Consider the following 16,090-nt stretch of genomic DNA (forward strand, 5'->3'; position numbering starts at 1 on the left):
GGTGCTTGCAGTAGGTGTTGTAGTTGCTTGCAGCGGTTGCGTGCCAAAGCGCTCAACCGCACTTGCCCACCTACTGCACGCGGTCAAAACGGCAGCCCTCTGTCCAACGCCCTGTACCGAATCGCCTCCGCGACATGCGCGGCCTCAATCTTCGCTGCTCCCTCCAAATCTGCAATCGTTCGCGCTACCTTGACGATTCTGTCGTAGGCTCTCGCGCTCAGACCGAGCGTCTCAAACGCAAGCTGCAACATTTCTTGTCCTTCTTTGTCCAGTTTGGCGTAGTTGCGCAGCTCTTCGGCGTTCATCATGCTATTGAAGGGGCTGGCGGGGCGATGCCGATATCTGTCGCATTGAATGGCGCGCGCCCGTTCTACTCGCGCCTGAATGTCCCGCGACGATTCCTCCATGGAGCGGTTGTGCAACAGTTGTACGGGCACACGCGGGACTTCGATATGCAGGTCAATCCGGTCCAAAAGCGGCCCGGACAGCTTGGAGCGGTATTTGTATATTTGTTGCGGGGAGCAGGAGCACGACTGCTTCTCCCGGGTGCCGAAAAATCCACACGGACAAGGGTGAAGATAGCACCTTGGGAATTTCTATTAAAAAGGATGCTTCTTTGGCACCTGCTTTACCAGCAACAGAAGTCGATACTCCTGGTGGACGAATCCGTCATGCACGCCTGTCAAAACACATGTGTCTCGTTGACCTCGCCAAAGCCACCGGGCTTAGTGTCGTATCGTTACGACTTGCAGAGCAGAACCGGACATCACTCACTCCTACAAACCTCAGAATTATAGCAAGTGTACTTGGAGTATCCGTTGCATACCTTGGTTGCTTCGAAAGCCTATCAGAAGATACTCTCGGTCAAAGGATTGAAAAGCAAGGTTATATCATGGTTATACACAGAGTGAGTTCGCAAGATTTTTGGGTTTAAGTAGCCGAATGATATTCGGGTGGGAAAAAGACGAGTTTCTTCCATCGAATAAGCATTTTCCATTATTAAACGATTACCTTTCAATCTTGATCGAAACCATTTAGTATTTGGTACCAATCCAACATATGAAATGAACCCGCCTCTACCAGTTGTAAAGGCGGGCATTTTTATGCTGGTTCAGTTATTTCCTTTATACAATCTGGCGAGTCATTCTTTGGGGTTCCCACCATTGCTGATACTGGATACGCCCGCATCTGCGCAGGGTCATACGGCACAAGTAGTGACAGTAGCAACTCGGCGTCAAAACGCTCTCGATCAAGCCAAGTCCCTTCATCTTAATTACTTGGTGAATCCGTAATTGAAAATTCCCAAAAACTTTTTCGTTAGTTAGCTCCCAGTATTACCTATGAATTCGGCAATGATTTCTAACCTATCTACAATTTCTACTAATTCTATAGCAATGTAAACATTGCATATTGCAATAACTACAAAACAACTAGTTATGATCCATCCAAAAATTTTGTTATTGAACAAGGTCATCCCTCCAAATTACATTTTTTACATTTCATTCTTCACAACTACAAATCTATATGTTACATTATATACTAAAGTTTCTTTATTTTCAAAAATGTGGTAAATGAGGTGTTGTTATGTCTATTAGTTTCAAAAGAAAATTTGGTTGTCTCGCATTTGTTGGATTACTCGCTTCAGTTATCTCATTCCCCTCCTCATCTAGCACATATGCAAAATCAGATACTAGAGAACTGCTATTTGCTTCAAAAACCAATCTCGAAGAATTAGATGAATTTGTAACTTCAAATAAGAATTCAATGAGTGCACTTAATAATAGAAAAATCAAATTAGTAGCAACGTATCCCAAAGATACAAATGACTTTTCCGACTATGATTCGATTGCTTACAATTATAAAGATGTAAAAAAGGATAAGAAATTACAAAAAGCATTGCAATCTGCTCTCGCTGACGGAAAAAAAGTATACTTATATGGTGGTCTTACGCTTGAAGAGTACTGCGAATTATTAAACATAGATAGACTCAATGCCCAAATGGAACTGGATGATACTAAAGAAACAGTAAATGTTTCTTTTTATGATATTGAAGGAGATGAGAAAAAGGAAAAGAAACAAAAAGATGATATGGAGCGGAAGCCAGACTACAACAAACATGAAATTATCGGTTACACCCTAGATAAAAATGCCCCATATAAACTGTTTATTTCCGACATTAACCGCTATGATGAAAAGGGTAAAACAATACCCAGTGATGAGATATTTTTACAGGAGATATTAGAACACGAAAATAAAGACATTGATAAAAGTGAATTTACTACATCTTCTAATCGTGTTGTAAAAAGTGCTTATGATATAACCGCATCTGCATGGTATTTAACAAAAAAAGCAGGATCAATAAATTCCCATTGGAAACTGTATAAGAATAATGATGAAGATGATGATAAATATGACTACTTTTTTGTTAAGGATACAAGTTCAATTCAGACCTATGAATGGTCTTGGGATGCTGAAGAATTCCGTGTCAGACATGAGTTAGTGTTTAGCAGTGACGAACTTGACGATGCGGAACCTAATGACAGATCCAAGAACCCTTATACTATATCTTTAGGGTATCCTTTCAGTGTGTCTTACAGTTACCAACTTGAAACAGAACCAAAGATCGACCTCACCCTGAATAAAGAAAAGGATTATTCAGAGTGGGTAGTTACTGGTAGCGAACTTGAATCCGACAAAGATGATTATGAATTTGTAACAGCTTGGGCTTCTACAGGAACATACGCTGCTATCGACATTGAGCATACTGTTTACTTCTTCGCTGGAATCGATGTCGAAACTGATGCAGATCAATCAATTAGTATTAGGTACGATTATTAATTTACTGAATTACAATTTGTTTGAACAACAAGATTAATTTAATTACACCCAGTCAATCAAGTTTGACTTACCTCCAACCAATTTGTCATTTAACAAAGCCCTCCCTTGGAGAAAAATCCAGAAGGAGGGCTTCGTCGTACATATGCATATTCTCCCATAGCGTCCACGACCATACCTGCTTGCCTTGATCCATGCATCGCATGGCAAACGAGCCTATCATGCCCGCCCCTCCATGTGAAGCCGCCCACGTAACCATCCGCCTGTTAAAAACCCATTTACACAAAAAAATTTACATTCCCTGCCAAAGCGCTCAACCGCACTTGCCCACCTGCTGCACGCGGTCAAAACGGCACCCCTCTGTCCAACGCCCTGTACCGAATCGCCTCCGCGACGTGCGCGGCCTCAATCTTCGCTGCTCCCTCCAAATCTGCAATCGTTCGCGCTACCTTGACGATTCTGTCGTAGGCTCTCGCGCTCAGACCGAGCGTCTCAAACGCAAGCTGCAACATTTCTTGTCCTTCTTTGTCCAGTTTGGCGTAGTTGCGCAGCTCTTCGGCGTTCATCATGCTATTGAAGGGGCTGGCGGGGCGATGCCGATATCTGTCGCATTGAATGGCGCGCGCCCGTTCTACTCGCGCCTGAATGTCCCGCGACGATTCCTCCATGGAGCGGTTGTGCAACAGTTGTACGGGCACACGCGGGACTTCGATATGCAGGTCAATCCGGTCCAAAAGCGGCCCGGACAGCTTGGAGCGGTATTTGTATATTTGTTGCGGGGAGCAGGAGCACGACTGCTTCTCCCGGGTGCCGAAAAATCCACACGGACAAGGATTGCACGAGCCGATCAGCAAAAATCTCGCCGGAAAGGAAAACACCTGCTTGGCGCGGCCAATCGTCACAATCCCTGCCTCCAGTGGCTGGCGCAGCACCTCAAGGACGTGACGGGAAAACTCGGGCATCTCGTCCAAAAACAAAATCCCGCCATGCGAGAGGCTGCATTCGCCCGGTCGGGGAATTTGTGCCCCTCCCCCGATCAGAGCTGTAGCTGTAATCGTATGATGCGGAGCGCGAAACGGCCGCTCTTGGATGAGTCCGCCCTCGCGCTTCAGTTGTCCTGCAATGCTGTATATTTTCGTGACCTCGTACGATTCGTCCGTCGTCATTTTTGGCATGATGCCTGGCAAACAGGTGGCCAGCAGCGTCTTGCCACAGCCGGGCGGTCCGACCAGAATGACGTTGTGAAAACCGGCTGCCGCGATCTCCAGCCCGCGTTTGACGAAGCGCTGGCCGTACACATGCGCAAAATCCGGTGCCTGCGGGGTCACAGGGGTTTGGCTAGTCCGCGTTGATGCAGACGCCGCAGCCTGCGGATTTTTGGGCTGTAGTCCTTCTTTCCAATACTGCACCGCTTCCGTCAAATTGGCGGCGGGCAAGACGATAATCTCGACCAGATGCGCTTCGGCGGCGTTTGCCTCGGGTAAAATGACGTGGGTAAAGCCTGCCTTCGTCGCTTCCAGCAGGATGGGGAGAACGCCCGGCACGGGACGCAGGGAGCCATCGAGGGCAAGCTCTCCGAGGATCAAAATTCGCTCTGGTCGGGGCAGTATTTGTTTGGAGGCAAGCAAAATGCCAAACGCGATGGCCAGGTCAAAGCCAGAGCCTTCCTTGCGCTGGTCCGCTGGCGCCAGATTGACCGTAATTCGCTGCATCGGGTAATCGTAGCCTGCATTGCGCAAGGCAGCACGAACGCGGTCCCTCGCTTCCTTCACGGCAGAGCCGCCCAGCCCGACCAGGTCGAACTGCGGCAGTCCATTGGCAATGTCCGTTTCCACGCTCACAATCATCCCGTCTATGCCGAGAACAGTCCCGGAAAAGCTGCATGCGTACATATTCTCTCCCCCTTTGCTAGTAGCGTAGGAAAAGATAGCGGGGATGTGCAAGTTTATTACAGTGGCGGGAATGAAAACGCGAGGTGCGCAGGTTTAGCTCAGCAGTGAGAATGAAAGCGAGGTACACGCAGGTTTAGCGCAACAGTGGAAAAGCAAGCTGAGTACGAAAGTTTATCGCAGCGGCAGAAAATCTTCCAAACCTGCCGCATATCCGTTTCTCACAGACTGCCTCCCTTCTCTTGCAACTGGCTGTGTCTTGCAACAAATCTGTCCAAACACAAAAAGACCCGCTACACAATACGCGAGTCTTGGCATGGCTGTTCTTTTGTCCCTGCAGCCGCTACACCCTGGCGGCAAGCCGTCACTTGCGCGGCGCAGCGCTGTTCGTTTTAGGAAAGCTCCTTTTTCACATTGGCAATGAGCTTGTCGGCATTGTTTTCGTCGTTGTCAAACATGACGAGGTCGTGCAAGACGATGCCCTCTACAGTTTGAATGGCTTCCGACATCGAGTCGGCCAGCTTTTGCATGTCGATTTTGTCTGCTTTTTCTACGTCTAATACGAGTACCAGCTTCTTCATCATGGAAATCCTCACTTTGCACGAAAAAATAATGGTTGGAAAAGATCGTATGTACCTACGGCATTATACCAAATAATTGGCGGGCAATCGACTGTGAGCTTGCTTTTCAATGCGTCCGCTACAATCTAGCCGCTTCCAGGTGCTTGCGCGTAGTAGCCTTTTTCAAAGACGATGACAGATTCCACAGGCTGGCACACATCTTCAAACGCATAGGGAGCGTAGACGCCAAAGCCGTAGCGAAACGAAGTAAAACCGTCGCCTGTCGCCTGCCAATCAGGATCATGCTCCCGAACGAACGCTTCTACTTCCTTATACGGCTGCCCCAGCAAATTTTTTCCGTAAAAAAGAACTTCAACATTCGGATGAAATTCCACCGCCTCACAAACGCCGGGAGGTTGGTAGGAAACAAAGCAACACGAGAAATCGTCACTGTCCAAAGGCTGCTGAAACGTGCGAAATGGTCGCGGAATGAACTGCATGGCATCGTCCGCTTCCTCCCGGCTCATGCCAAGCAAAATCACTCCAGCCCCGACGTAAGGAGCAATGACAAATCGCTTGCAGGCTGGAAAGTCTGTCGGATGCAAACGCTTTGAACACGCTGCTGCCGAACCTCTCTCCGTCACGCCTGGCTCCCAGCAAGTGGTGTTTCGCTGCATGAAGGCGGTCGCTTGGACACATGCGGGCTTTGCGGGCTTTGCGGGCTTTGCGGACTTTGCAGGCTCGCCCAACTTGTCCTTGCGCTTCAGTTCCTCGCGGATATGCTCAGGCAGCTTTGTCATTGGCTGCTCCCCCATCCCTGTGCTCTTTTCGCTGCTCCTACGGCACTCGCATCACTCCGGCCAGGCCAAGCGCAAATAGCGGCGATACAGCTCGTCCAGCCTGGCCGTCTGATCGGGCATGCTGCCTGCGTATTCGCTCGCACAGGCGCTCAGTCTTTCCAGTCTGTCGTCGATATACGCGTGAATCACATCTATCCTCGGTTCCAGATCAAGCTCGTCTCCCGCCATTTTCCGGTGCAGCAGCTCGTCTATTTCCCGCCGCAGGTCCGCATCTGTCACCAGCTCGGCTACTAACTGCTGAAACAGGAGCGGAGGGTTTGTCCTGTACTTTTCGATCCATTCGCAAGCCAAGATCGGGCGCAGGACGTAAAAATATTTTTTGATCCGCACGTGGTCACCCTGCAAATCCTTGCGGTAGTTTCCATTCGCCATGCTCAAATAGTGGAGCAAGGCTGTTTTTGGCGAGAACAACTCGTTGCGCATCTGAATCAGTTCCGCTCGAAATCCGAGCTCGTCCCGATAAACGATACCGGAAGCCAGCCATTCGTGCAGAGCCGGATTGGATTTGCGAAACAGCTTCAACGCCTTTCGTATATCCCAGCCGCTTATATCGAGCGTTTCATCGATGGGCAGCTCCACGACATCCCGCTTGTCATCAATGGAAAGATACCACTCGGGCTTCTTCACGTACACAAACCGTACATCATAGTCGCTATCCTGCGAAGGAAAGCCCCAGGCACGGCTCCCGGACTCGACGGCAAACAGCACCTTCAGCTCGTGTTCTTTTTCGATTTCCAGCAGCTTTTGCCTGATGAGTTCCTGCATCTGCCATCCCCCTCCCGACAGTCGCGAGCGCAAAACAAACGCTGACGTGTCGTCCGAATTTTTACCGTCTTTCCTGATTGTAGCAAGTGCGTCTTCATCCGGCTACTGTGTGCGGACCTAAAAAAACTCGCTGAACCAGATGGTCTGGATTCAGCGAGCGTTTTCGCGGGCGTTATTATTTTACCGTTACTTTGATCTCTACTTCTTCGCCTTTGTATTTGGCTGTAATCGTTGCCTTTCCTTTCGCCTTCGCTTTCACTTTGCCGCTCGTGGAAACGGTAGCTACGGAAGACTTGGACGTGCTCCAGCTCGCTTTGGAGCCGGTGAGCTTTGTTCCATCATAGGTCAACGTAATCGTTTCCGAATCCCCTTTTTTCAGGCTCAGGCTGGTGTCGTCCGCTTTCAGCAGGCTGCTGCCTTTGTCGTCTACCGTAACCTCGATTTCGACTTTTTCACCTTTGTACGTAGCCGTAATCGTTGCGGTCCCTTTCTTTTTCGCTGTGACAACGCCATCGTCGTCAACAGTCGCTACAGATGATTTGGATGTTTTCCACTCTGCTTTGGAGCCGTTGAGCTTTTCGTCGTCATAGCGGAGGGTAATCGTTTTTTCCTGGCCTTTTTTCATCTTCAGCTTAGTCTCGTTTGCTTCCAGCAAAGCCGAGCTGCCGTTGTCGACGCTGACTTCGATCTCTACCTTGTAGCCTTTGTATTCCGCTGTGATGGTTGCCGTACCTTTGGCTTTCGCCGTGATGACCCCATCCGATACAGTTGCTACGGAAGATTTGGATGTTTTCCAGGTTGCTTTCGATCCAGCGAGCTTTTCATCGTCATAGGTGAGCTTGATCGTTTCTTTCTCGCCTTTTTTCAGCGAAATTTTGCTCTCATTGGCTTCGAGCTTGCCGGATTGATTGCCGGACACTTTCACGTTAATTTTGATGGACTTTCCTTTGTACTCAGCCGTTATAACTGCGGTACCGTTTGCTTTCGCCGTAATTTCGCCTCTTTTTACCGTCGCCACCGATTCATCAGAAGATACCCAGTATGCATCGAGGCCGGAAAGCGCTTTGCCTCCGTATTGGAGGGAAACCGTTTTCGTGTCGCCTTTTTTCAGGCTTACCGAAGTGCTGGATGCTTCCAATGTCGGCTCTTTGATGACGGAAGCGCGGATGCGGATCGAATCGCCGTTGTATTTCCCATTAATGATGACCATGCCTGTCTTATATCCGGTTACGACTCCATTGCGAACCGTTGCGATCGAGCTGTTGGAAGTTGTCCAGCTTACAAGCGCGCCATCCAGCGGGCGGCCATTGTATGTAACTTTCAAGGTCAGCGGCTGCCCGATGGTTACTTCCGCATAATACGAGCTTGCCTCAAGGCCGCTTGCATCGGCTTTCGCTACATAGCTGCTCGCAGCTTGGGCTGTGGATACTTGTGCAGACGCAATGCCCGTTACGGAAAACTGAACGGCGCAAATAGCTGCGACAGTGAGTGAGACGTTTTTCATTACATTGCTTTTTGTCAGCTTCATGTTTTACCCTCCACATTGTTTCCTTCACCGAGTAAGACGAATGAAATGGAAAAATGTCACATTGAATCACAAGTTTTTTAGAAAAACATTTGTTTTTCTAAAAAACTTTAATTTAGCGCGAAAGGCAATCGTTTCTTTCGTTTGGCAACACAGGCTGATCGGACTTGTGGCTTATGCCGGAAAAAGAAAAAATGCCTTCCAGCCTATGCCTGGAAGGCGAATGATGATGCTTGGAGGAGTTTCATCGCGTCGAGTACAGTACATTGTACGCAGGTGCGGTGACCGTTGCTGTAGACATATCCCCATTATCCAGGTAGCCTGGAGCCCGTTTTTTTAAAAAGCCCCCACAAAATGCTCGATCGTCGGCGCTGCTTGCTCGCCATCGGCCGAGGCGGGCTGGAAAATGGCGACGACGTCAAAGCGAATGGACGGCACATGCCGCGACTGTGCCTGCAAATAAGCGACAGCCAGCTCACGCAGCTTCTGTCTTTTCCTCCACGTCACGGATTCGGCAGCCGTGCCGCAGGCAAGACTGCTCCTGGTGCGCACCTCTACAAAGACAAGCGTTTCGCCATCCTGGGCAATCAGGTCAATCTCGCCCTGTCTCGTGCGTATATTTTGCGCGACGATCTCGTACCCTTTTTGCAGCAAATAACGCTTCGCGAGCTGCTCGCCTTTTTGTCCGAGAAGTCTGCGGCGGTTGCTCATCTTTTGGCTCCCCCTTTGTCCAGGCGGTACACGAAAGCGAGCACTTCCGCCACTACCTGATACAGCTCAGGGGGAATCTGCTGGTCTAAATCCAGCTTCCCCAGCACTTCTACGAGAGAAGGGTCTTCCTGAATAGGGATGTCGTGCTCCTTGGCCGTTTTCAGCATGTTCTCGGCAACGAAGCCTTTCCCCTTTGCGACCACTTTTGGCGCTTCCATGGCGCCAGCCTGGTATTTGAGGGCTACAGCCTGCTTGCGCTTGTTGTCAGGGGTGCCGGATTGGTTCATACGCGCACATCCATCCCTTTGTAATCGGCAAAAATCGCTCCTTTGGCCTGGCTCGCTCCCGGCTTGCTGCTCTGCCTGTCGGGAACTGGCTGAATGCGCATGGCGGACAAATGATAGCCCACGTCGTGCAATTGCTTCGCAAACTGCTCCTTCGTCCCCTGGGCCAGTGCTTCCAGCCAAGGAGAATCATTGAAGATTTGCAGGTTGACGATCCGGTTCACAATTCCGACGTCGATCATCGTCGTCCCCATGCCTTTCAGCTCCAGATGGAAAAACAAGCGGCAGTTTTCCGGGTCCAGCTTGCCGCTTCCCTGCTTTTTCGATTCGATCTGCACAAAAGCCGTCTCCTCGCCATCTGCCTGGCGAATCGGAATTTGCAGCACGATTTGCGACAAGGTGTGACTGCCTGGCTGGACCATCATCAACTGCTGTCCGGTGACTTGCTGCAGCAACTGATCGGCTGCCTCGCGCAGCGCAGTCGGCACTGATTGCGCAGGCGCCTGACTGATCTGCAAAAGCAACGATTTCACTGTTTCGAGCTGCTTGCGCGCTCCCGGATCGGCTTGTTGCTGTCCAAGCGCCTGGCCCATCAATTCGCGTTCATGGTTGATGCCCAAGTGTCGAAACAGTTCGACGAGCGGGTTGGCGGAGGGCGAGCCTGTTACAGTCCCCGTCACAGGCGGCTGCACTGCGCCATTCGCCTGTTGTCCGCCGGGGGTGGCGATTGGCCTGGCTGTAGCGGGAAGCTCGATATTTGGCCACTGATTTTGCTGGGGAAAAAGTCCAGACGGCTGCTGGCTGTTTTTCGTCCCTTCCAAAGCTGCTCCCGCTGGAAAAGCGGAGCTTGTCTGCTCAGGCACAGCTCCCGCTTGGCGCATGGCATTTGCCGAAGCTGCGCTGGAAGGCGCTTCACCCGCCCCTGCGAGTGGCACAGCACCTGGCAGGCTGGTCGCTTTTCCCGTACCGTCAGACGGCTGACTGGCTGGCACTTGCGCTCCCGCCGCCTGTAGTCCGGTTGATCCGGGAGCTACAGAAGCGTTGGACGCCGTCCCTTGCGCGTTTGAAGAAAGCGCTTGGAGAGTGGACTGGCTGGCATTGCCTGCCGCCGCTTGCGCTGTGCCTTGACTGGTTGCATTTCCTTGCGGGACTGGTTTGGTGGAGATAGCCGCACCTTCCGCGCTTTCCGCTGTCGGCAGCAACAACGGCAGCGCAGCCAGCTTTTCTTTCAGTTGGCCGACCACTTGCCGAACATCCGCGCTCATCGCGCCAGACGGTGCCCCTGTGCCGGAAGCGGAAGGCTGTCCAGGCTGCTTGGCGGCATTTTCCTCCTGGTTCAAAAACAACGTCGCTTCCTGCAAAAACTGCTGAATCGCCTGGCCCAGCGGTTTGCCGGACACAAACGCCTTCAGTCCCGAAACCGAATCTGGCGTCAGCGGCAAATTCCGCTTCATCGCCAAGAGAAACGCATCGACTGTGCTGTCATCCATCCCGATGCGCTGCGCCACCTGCGAAAAAGCCTGGGCGATTTCCTTGGTGACAGGCAAATTGGCGTTCACGAGCGCCTGTACGATTGCCTTGCTTTCTTTTGTCTCCGCAATGCCGAGAGAACGCATCAAGCTTTCCAGCGATGCTTCCTTTCCTGTCGCTTCCGCAGACGTGTCCAGCACTTTCAAGGTTACGACTCCGTTCGAAGGCTGAACCTGCAGCCACGCCTTTTGACCCGCTTCGAGATTCGCCTCCAGCTTGGCCTGAACCTGCATTCCGCCGATCTGGACCAGCGCCATTTGGTCCGGATAATGCTTGACCACCGTGCCTTTGAATACTTGTCCGGGCGTCAGCTCTACCGGCTTGACGTTTGCCGAAGGTGTCTTTTGCACGAAAGACGACATGATTTGCGACGTGGATAGCATGGACTCCCCTCCTTCGAAAGTGCTAAGCAGTTGGTCAGGCTTGTTCTTTCACCCCGGTAAAGGTTATACGGTGAAGCGGCGTCGGCCCGTATGCGGCAATCGCTGCGAGATGCTCGGCTGTACCGTAGCCCGCGTTTTTATCGAAGCCGTACTGCGGGTACTGTTTGGCGTACTCAGCCATCATCCTGTCTCTCGTCACTTTTGCCACGATGGACGCTGCTGCGATCGATACGCATTTCGCATCGCCGCCAATGATCGGGATTTGCTTGCAGGACACCCCTGTCAGTTGCACAGCGTCAATCAAAAGCACATCAGCGGGCACTCCGGCGTCTTCGATGGCTGCCTTCATCGCTTCCTTGGTAGCGTTCAAAATATTGATCGCATCGATCCGCCGAGCATCGACCATGCCGATTCCGACCGCAACGGCATCCCGCATAATCACCTCGTAAAACGCCTCGCGCGTAGCTACCGGAACCTTTTTGGAATCGTTCAAGCCTGGCAAATAAAAATCTTTCGGCAAGCAAACGGCACTCGCCACGACAGGCCCGGCCAAAGGCCCGCGCCCTACCTCGTCCACCCCAAAAACGTGCTGGTGCCCGTCGGCATAGAGTGCGCGTTCATATGTACTCATCTCGGTCCACAGTTGCTGAAGCTTGGCCTGGCGAGCCTTCGCGGCTTCTACCTGCTTCGCCAGCGCCTGCACGCCTGCCCGTTTGTCCGCTTGCAAACATTGTAAAAAATCACTAGGTACCTCGTCCAATTTTTCGATCGCCATCCGTATTTCTTTTATCGACATATCCGCCAGATTCATTGACTCATTTCTCCTTCTTACGAAAAAAACCGTCTATCAGCAATCGATAGACAGGCTTTTCGTGTGCGTGTGCGGCAAAACGTTACGCTATTCCATAAGCGAGAGCGGCTTGCCGATCGGTTCGTCCATTTCCCAGTCAATCGGGCGTTCCACGGAGATCGGCCCGAGCTTCCCTGAGCGCAGCTCGCGCAAAAAGATTTCCGCCGCTTTGTCGTAATCGATGTTGCCGCCCGAAATGAGGCAGCCGCGCTTTTTCCCGATTTCCTCCAGCATGGCAACGCGATCGTCCGGCAGCTCCTTCAGCTTGAAACGCTCGATCAAGCGTTCCGGATAGTAGTGCATCATATAGCTGATGACAAACAGCGCTACCTCTGTAAAGTCAATCAGCTCGTCCTTGATCGCACCGCTCGCCGCCAAGCGCAATCCAACCATCTGGTCTTCAAACTTGGGCCAGAGAATCCCCGGCGTATCGAGCAGTTCAAGCGTGTCGCCCATCTTCACCCACTGCTGCGCCTTCGTGACGGCCGGGCGGTCGCCCGTTGCCGCTACCGAGCGCTTGGACAGACGGTTAATCAGCGACGATTTTCCGACGTTGGGGATTCCTAAAATCATGATGCGGATCGCGCGTCCTTGCATTCCGCGTTCGCTGCGCTTCGCCAGCATGTCTGCCGCCAGCTCCTTGCACAGCTCAGGCAGTTTGTTTACGCCTTTTCCGCTCAAGGCATCAATCGGCAGCGTGCGAATGCCCTCTTTGCGGAAATAGGCAATCCATTCTTCTGTCGCCTTCTCGTCTGCGAGATCGGCTTTGTTCAGCAAAATTAATCGTGGCTTGTCACTGACAATCTCGTCAATCATCGGATTCCGGCTGGAAAGGGGAAGCCGCGCATCGAGAAGCTCGATCACCACATCAATCAATTTCAGCTTTTCCGTAACTTGCCGGCGCGCCTTGGCCATATGTCCGGGAAACCATTGGATCGTCATGTTGTCTCACCTACCTTGAAGCTATTGCGATTATCTCGTCATGCGAATGCTTGCAATCGGCCAGAACGTAAACTCCGCTCTGCCAACCACCGTGCTGACAGCGACAGGACCGATGGCCCGGCTGTCATGGCTGTTCGGACGGTTGTCGCCCATTACAAAAATGTGGCCTGCCGGTACCGTGACGGGTGGGAAGTCGTTCGTAAAATACGGCTCTCCCTGTTGTTTCGCCTGTTCCTTATGTTGTGCAAGATATGGCTCTTCAACCATGTTGCCGTTGATGTAGAGCTGATCGCCTTTCACCTCGACGGTATCTCCCGCCACAGCGATGACGCGCTTGATGTAGTCGCGCGTTTTCTCTGCGTGAAACACGATGATGTCACCCGGCTTCGGCTCCTGCAAATAGTAAATGGCCTTGTTGACGACCAGTTTTTCGCTGTTATGTAACGTCGTTTCCATGGACTCGCCCTCGACAATAAACGGGGCAAACAAAAAGGTTCGAATGAGAAAAGCGAGAATCAAGGCAATGCCGAGCGCCTTCGTCCATTCCCATAGCTCATTTTTTTTCGTGCGACCGGAGGATACTTCTTCGTTCATCACTTACGCCCTCCCAAGCTGGCTCGTCCAACCCTGTAAATGGAAAAAAGAGGCCTGGCAAGCAGACCAGTCCCCTTTTTAAGCGCTTCGCTTATCGACGAATTTCTTTAATACGAGCTGCTTTACCTACGCGATCGCGCAGATAGTACAGTTTCGCACGACGTACTTTACCATGACGCACGATTTCGATCTTGTCGATCTTAGGCGTGTGTACTGGGAACGTACGCTCAACACCTACGCCGTAAGAAATCTTACGAACAGTAAATGTTTCGCTGACACCTGTACCGCGACGGCGAATCACTACGCCTTCGAACAGCTGAATACGCTCACGCTGACCCTCGATAACCTTAACGTGTACACGAACAGTGTCACCAGGTCGGAACGCAGGAATATCCTGTTTCAATTGCTCTTTTTCCAATTCACGGATAACTTGGTTCATTTCAATTCCCTCCTTCCGATAGACGTTCTTACTCGTCTCGCCAGTTTGGCCCGGTCACCCAACAGGGACCGAATTACGAGTAGCGGACCGCCTTAGTCAGCGGGCAAAATTGCCACAAGAAGTATATTAACATAGTAGGCAGGAAACTACAAGGCCTGTTCTACAATTTTCCTTCCATGTTTTGCTCCTGCTCAAGCTCTGCCAGCAGCTTTTTCATTTCGTCTGTCAGCTCAAGCTTCGCCAAGAGATCGGGACGGCGCGCCTTCGTTCGGCGCAACGATTCTTTCAGGCGCCAGCGCTCGATGTTGGCATGGTGGCCGGAGAGCAAAATATCCGGGACCCTCCAGCCGCGAAACTCCGCCGGCCGCGTATAGTGCGGGTATTCGAGCAACCCGGTCGAAAACGAATCCTCGACGGCTGACGTCTGGTTTCCCAGAGCACCCGGCTGCAAGCGCACGACACTGTCGATCACGACCATCGCGGCCAGCTCGCCGCCTGTCAGCACGTAATCGCCAATCGAGATTTCATCCGTGACCAAATGCTCGCGGATGCGCTCGTCATAGCCTTCGTAATGGCCGCAGATGAACACGAGATGCTCCTCCTGGGCCAGCTCCTCGGCCAGCTTTTGGTTGTACGGCACGCCTTGCGGGCACATGAGGATCACACGCGGCTTCTTTTCCCCCGCGAGCGCCTCTACCGCCCGAAACAACGGCTCGGGTTTGAGCACCATGCCCCCGCCGCCGCCGTATGGCGTATCGTCAACCGTGCCATGCTTGCTCTCGGAAAAATCGCGAAAGTTGGTGACGTGAAAGTCGACCAGCTCCTTCTCGCGGGCTTTTCCCAAAATGCTGCTGGACAAGACGCCCGCAAACATTTCGGGAAACAGCGTAAAAATGTCAATCCGCATCAGAAGTACCTCCTACAGCAAGCCTTCCATCAGATGGCAAACCACGCGTTTGTTGGCGATGTCCACTTCCTTGATGCAATCATCGATAAACGGCAGCAAAATCTCTCCGCGCCGCCCTTTTACGACCCACACATCGTTTGCTCCCGGCTGCATCACATCGACGATTTTTCCGAGCTCTTCCCCTTCGTCCGTAACGACTTCGCAGCCGATCAACTGATGGATGTAAAACTCGTCCTCTTCCAGCTCCATCAGCGCGTCTTCCGGAATTTTCAGCTCGCCGCCCTTGTATTTTTCGATGTCGTTAATGTGTCCATAACCCTCGAAGCTCAAAATCTCAAAGTCTTTATGGGCGCGACGAGTCGCGATTTTCAGCTTCACTGGCTCGGAAAGAGACGGGTGAAACAAAAACAGCTCGCTGCCTTTGCGAAACCGTTGATCGGGAAAATCCGTCGTCGAGGTTACGCGCACTTCTCCCTTGAGCCCGTGCGTATTGACCAGCTTGCCCACCGTGTAAAACTTTTGGTTGCCCAAGCGTATTCACTCCTTCTATTCATCGGCTGCATGTCCTGCCGTTTGTCGAATCTCATGCACTCGTCCATCTTTTATCATGATTTCCGTTCCTGCCATGATTTCATCCCAAACATCGCCTACTTGGATTGTGACGGGACTTTGCACAGTCTGATAATCCATCTCACTGCCTTCGGGAAGACTCTCCGCCTGCTGCAAGGCAAAAGAGAGCTGGGCGATTTTTTCCTTGCGCCGCCGCTCTTCCTGGGCAATCTTTTCTTGCGCGAGCGCATATGTATCCGCAGACTTTTTCTTCGCTTCGGCCAATATTTTTTTCGATTGGAACTGCCATTGCTCCCATTCTTCGCGCTGCTGGCGAAGCTGTCTGCTGTACTGGTCAATCAGCACAGCGCGGGATGCTTCTGTCATGATGAGTTTGACCTGTACCGACCGAAAAATCGTGAGCATGTCCTGTCACTCCTTTCGACGTATCAGTTCATATCAACCAA

General features: G+C 51.6%; 18 protein-coding genes and 1 pseudogene. 2 read left to right on the forward strand and 17 right to left on the reverse strand.

What is annotated here, in order from left to right:
* Positions 1–83: 83 nt before the first annotated feature.
* Both AC27IT_RS02680 and AC27IT_RS02685 read right to left on the reverse strand, forming a co-directional pair.
* Entirely contained in the window at positions 84–407 is a 324-nt protein-coding gene (locus AC27IT_RS02680) for a magnesium chelatase subunit ChlI family protein (RefSeq protein WP_283859300.1), read from the reverse strand.
* Between the two features lie 33 nt (positions 408–440).
* Positions 441–563: pseudogene (locus AC27IT_RS02685) on the reverse strand (ATP-binding protein); the annotation flags it as partial.
* A 128-nt stretch (positions 564–691) separates the two neighbouring features.
* Here AC27IT_RS02685 and AC27IT_RS02690 point away from each other — a divergent pair.
* Together AC27IT_RS02690 and AC27IT_RS02695 are read left to right on the forward strand one after the other, a co-directional pair.
* A complete protein-coding gene (locus AC27IT_RS02690) occupies positions 692–934 on the forward strand; it encodes a helix-turn-helix domain-containing protein (protein ID WP_430640781.1) in 243 nt (80 codons plus the stop codon).
* 650 nt (positions 935–1,584) lie between these two features.
* Entirely contained in the window at positions 1,585–2,838 is a 1,254-nt protein-coding gene (locus AC27IT_RS02695; RefSeq protein ID WP_283857886.1) for a hypothetical protein, read from the forward strand.
* Positions 2,839–3,179: 341 nt separating this feature from the next.
* On the opposite strand, the gene AC27IT_RS02700 is transcribed toward AC27IT_RS02695, so the two are convergent.
* From AC27IT_RS02700 to AC27IT_RS02770, 15 genes are all read right to left on the reverse strand, one after another.
* Positions 3,180–4,727: a YifB family Mg chelatase-like AAA ATPase gene (locus AC27IT_RS02700; RefSeq protein WP_005834294.1), complete on the reverse strand. Its 1,548-nt coding sequence runs from the start codon at positions 4,725–4,727 to the stop codon at positions 3,180–3,182.
* 389 nt (positions 4,728–5,116) lie between these two features.
* Positions 5,117–5,308: a hypothetical protein gene (locus AC27IT_RS02705; RefSeq protein WP_007777738.1), complete on the reverse strand. Its 192-nt coding sequence runs from the start codon at positions 5,306–5,308 to the stop codon at positions 5,117–5,119.
* Positions 5,309–5,430: 122 nt separating this feature from the next.
* Entirely contained in the window at positions 5,431–6,084 is a 654-nt protein-coding gene (locus AC27IT_RS02710; protein ID WP_283857887.1) for a hypothetical protein, read from the reverse strand.
* Positions 6,085–6,135: 51 nt separating this feature from the next.
* On the reverse strand, positions 6,136–6,909 hold the full coding sequence (locus tag AC27IT_RS02715) for a nucleotidyltransferase domain-containing protein (RefSeq protein WP_283857888.1): 774 nt from the start codon (positions 6,907–6,909) through the stop codon (positions 6,136–6,138).
* A 175-nt stretch (positions 6,910–7,084) separates the two neighbouring features.
* Entirely contained in the window at positions 7,085–8,437 is a 1,353-nt protein-coding gene (locus AC27IT_RS02720) for an Ig-like domain-containing protein (RefSeq protein WP_283857889.1), read from the reverse strand.
* 333 nt (positions 8,438–8,770) lie between these two features.
* Entirely contained in the window at positions 8,771–9,145 is a 375-nt protein-coding gene (locus AC27IT_RS02725; protein ID WP_025846155.1) for a YraN family protein, read from the reverse strand.
* Positions 9,142–9,432, reverse strand: a complete 291-nt coding sequence (locus tag AC27IT_RS02730; RefSeq protein WP_005834305.1) for an EscU/YscU/HrcU family type III secretion system export apparatus switch protein — start codon at positions 9,430–9,432, stop codon at positions 9,142–9,144. The genes AC27IT_RS02725 and AC27IT_RS02730 overlap by 4 nt, the downstream gene beginning before the upstream one ends.
* On the reverse strand, positions 9,429–11,342 hold the full coding sequence (locus AC27IT_RS02735) for a hypothetical protein (protein ID WP_487091568.1): 1,914 nt from the start codon (positions 11,340–11,342) through the stop codon (positions 9,429–9,431). The genes AC27IT_RS02730 and AC27IT_RS02735 overlap by 4 nt, the downstream gene beginning before the upstream one ends.
* A gap of 34 nt (positions 11,343–11,376) precedes the next feature.
* A complete protein-coding gene (locus AC27IT_RS02740) occupies positions 11,377–12,153 on the reverse strand; it encodes a ribonuclease HII (protein ID WP_429778483.1) in 777 nt (258 codons plus the stop codon).
* Between the two features lie 87 nt (positions 12,154–12,240).
* Entirely contained in the window at positions 12,241–13,134 is an 894-nt protein-coding gene (ylqF, locus tag AC27IT_RS02745) for a ribosome biogenesis GTPase YlqF (protein WP_025846162.1), read from the reverse strand.
* A gap of 30 nt (positions 13,135–13,164) precedes the next feature.
* Complete coding sequence (gene lepB / locus AC27IT_RS02750) at positions 13,165–13,728, reverse strand: signal peptidase I (RefSeq protein WP_005834311.1); 564 nt, start codon at positions 13,726–13,728, stop codon at positions 13,165–13,167.
* Positions 13,729–13,819: 91 nt separating this feature from the next.
* On the reverse strand, positions 13,820–14,167 hold the full coding sequence (rplS, locus tag AC27IT_RS02755; protein ID WP_429778485.1) for a 50S ribosomal protein L19: 348 nt from the start codon (positions 14,165–14,167) through the stop codon (positions 13,820–13,822).
* A 160-nt stretch (positions 14,168–14,327) separates the two neighbouring features.
* Positions 14,328–15,074, reverse strand: coding sequence for a tRNA (guanosine(37)-N1)-methyltransferase TrmD (gene trmD / locus AC27IT_RS02760; protein ID WP_005834315.1), 747 nt, complete (start codon positions 15,072–15,074; stop codon positions 14,328–14,330).
* Positions 15,075–15,086: 12 nt separating this feature from the next.
* Complete coding sequence (gene rimM, locus AC27IT_RS02765) at positions 15,087–15,605, reverse strand: ribosome maturation factor RimM (RefSeq protein WP_005834317.1); 519 nt, start codon at positions 15,603–15,605, stop codon at positions 15,087–15,089.
* Positions 15,606–15,620: 15 nt separating this feature from the next.
* On the reverse strand, positions 15,621–16,049 hold the full coding sequence (locus AC27IT_RS02770) for a YlqD family protein (RefSeq protein ID WP_005834319.1): 429 nt from the start codon (positions 16,047–16,049) through the stop codon (positions 15,621–15,623).
* Positions 16,050–16,090: the final 41 nt, after the last annotated feature.

The organism is Brevibacillus sp. YAE8 (assembly GCF_057543335.1).

Coding starts and splice junctions, on each gene's coding strand:
- AC27IT_RS02690 (WP_430640781.1), top strand. CDS start 692: ATGTGTCTCGTTGACCTCGCCAAAGCCACCGGGCTTAGTGTCGTATCG.
- trmD (WP_005834315.1), bottom strand. CDS start 15,074: ATGCGGATTGACATTTTTACGCTGTTTCCCGAAATGTTTGCGGGCGTC.
- AC27IT_RS02770 (WP_005834319.1), bottom strand. CDS start 16,049: ATGCTCACGATTTTTCGGTCGGTACAGGTCAAACTCATCATGACAGAA.
- AC27IT_RS02680 (WP_283859300.1), bottom strand. CDS start 407: ATGGAGGAATCGTCGCGGGACATTCAGGCGCGAGTAGAACGGGCGCGC.
- AC27IT_RS02715 (WP_283857888.1), bottom strand. CDS start 6,909: ATGCAGGAACTCATCAGGCAAAAGCTGCTGGAAATCGAAAAAGAACAC.
- ylqF (WP_025846162.1), bottom strand. CDS start 13,134: ATGACGATCCAATGGTTTCCCGGACATATGGCCAAGGCGCGCCGGCAA.
- AC27IT_RS02725 (WP_025846155.1), bottom strand. CDS start 9,145: ATGAGCAACCGCCGCAGACTTCTCGGACAAAAAGGCGAGCAGCTCGCG.
- AC27IT_RS02740 (WP_429778483.1), bottom strand. CDS start 12,153: ATGAATCTGGCGGATATGTCGATAAAAGAAATACGGATGGCGATCGAA.
- AC27IT_RS02705 (WP_007777738.1), bottom strand. CDS start 5,308: ATGATGAAGAAGCTGGTACTCGTATTAGACGTAGAAAAAGCAGACAAA.
- AC27IT_RS02720 (WP_283857889.1), bottom strand. CDS start 8,437: ATGAAGCTGACAAAAAGCAATGTAATGAAAAACGTCTCACTCACTGTC.
- lepB (WP_005834311.1), bottom strand. CDS start 13,728: ATGAACGAAGAAGTATCCTCCGGTCGCACGAAAAAAAATGAGCTATGG.
- AC27IT_RS02700 (WP_005834294.1), bottom strand. CDS start 4,727: ATGTACGCATGCAGCTTTTCCGGGACTGTTCTCGGCATAGACGGGATG.
- AC27IT_RS02695 (WP_283857886.1), top strand. CDS start 1,585: ATGTCTATTAGTTTCAAAAGAAAATTTGGTTGTCTCGCATTTGTTGGA.
- AC27IT_RS02730 (WP_005834305.1), bottom strand. CDS start 9,432: ATGAACCAATCCGGCACCCCTGACAACAAGCGCAAGCAGGCTGTAGCC.
- AC27IT_RS02710 (WP_283857887.1), bottom strand. CDS start 6,084: ATGACAAAGCTGCCTGAGCATATCCGCGAGGAACTGAAGCGCAAGGAC.
- rplS (WP_429778485.1), bottom strand. CDS start 14,167: ATGAACCAAGTTATCCGTGAATTGGAAAAAGAGCAATTGAAACAGGAT.
- AC27IT_RS02735 (WP_487091568.1), bottom strand. CDS start 11,342: ATGCTATCCACGTCGCAAATCATGTCGTCTTTCGTGCAAAAGACACCT.